Source organism: Oerskovia sp. NPDC056781, assembly GCF_042789955.1.
GTDB lineage: Bacteria > Actinomycetota > Actinomycetes > Actinomycetales > Cellulomonadaceae > Oerskovia > Oerskovia rustica.
Genome location: NZ_JBHUAD010000415.1, coordinates 1 through 1,073, shown reverse-complemented (window position 1 = coordinate 1,073; position 1,073 = coordinate 1). Strand labels below are relative to the sequence as shown.

The window sequence follows — 1,073 nt, the reverse complement described above, 5'->3', positions numbered from 1 at the left end:
TCGCCGAGTGTGCACTTCGGGTCGTTCGTGGGCCCTCTGGGCAGCCCGAAGTGCACACTCGGCGGTCCGCACCCGCGGGCCCGACGGCGGAGCGTGCCCGGGCGCACGGGTGCGCTCCGCCGTCGGGCGGCCTAGTGCTGCACCGGCTCCGCATGATGGTCGAGGTCGTGGGTGTCCTGCGCGTCCCGGTCCGCGCGGACGTTGACCTTCCCGGCGGTCCAGTACCCGACGACCTGGTGCCGGTCGCGGGCCATGCCCCACGCGGACCGGAGCGTGCGGCGGATGTCGCGGCTCGCGGCGCTCTCGCACGCGACCCACGCGTAGCCCGGGGTCTCCGGGACGGGCAGCGCGCGCACCGCCTCGACGAGCGCCGTTCCCGGGCGCGCACCCTCCGGGGTCACGAGCCACGTGTAGGTCACGTCCCCGCGGGTCTCGAGCTCCTGACGGTCCTCGGGCGTCGGCACCTCCACGATCGCGTGCGCGACGCCGCCCGGCGGGAGCTCCTCGACGATGCGCCCGAGCCCGGGCAGACCGGTCGGGTCGGCGACGAGCAGACGCCACCCGGCGTCGGCCGGGGCGTCGTAGTAGCTGCGTGACTCGCCTCCTGCGAACACGCCGAGGACGTGGCCCGGCTCGGCGCGCTCGGCCCAGTCGGACGCGAGGCCGCCCGGGTGCACGGCGAGGTCGACCACGATCGTCCGTCCCTCGTCGTGCACCCGGCGGGCCGTGTAGTGGCGCCACGGCGGCTCGGTGCCCTCGACGGGCACGACCCCGTAGTCGTCCTGGTTGAAGAAGGCGATCTCGGCGACGGTCCGGCCGGGGGAGGGGAACGCGAGGTCGATGCGCTCGTCGCCCTGACCGTCGGTCGTCCACCTCCAGTCGCCGACGACCTCGAGGTGGACACGGACCATGTGCGGCGTGATGCGCGTCGCCGTGACGACGCGGGCCGGGAAGCAGGGGGAAGCCATCCGGCCACGGTAGGCCGGGTCAGGGGGGCCTGTGGGGACAGGGTGTACCGCGAACCGGCCAACGCAGAACGTCGACGACCCCGGGCGCTCGGTGAGCACCCGGGG

1 protein-coding gene is annotated in these 1,073 nt (G+C 75.0%); it reads right to left on the bottom strand.

Going from position 1 to position 1,073, the window contains the following annotated elements:
* Positions 1–131: 131 nt before the first annotated feature.
* Positions 132–968, bottom strand: a complete 837-nt coding sequence (locus tag ACFRCR_RS18850) for a siderophore-interacting protein (protein ID WP_377679723.1) — start codon at positions 966–968, stop codon at positions 132–134.
* Positions 969–1,073: the final 105 nt, after the last annotated feature.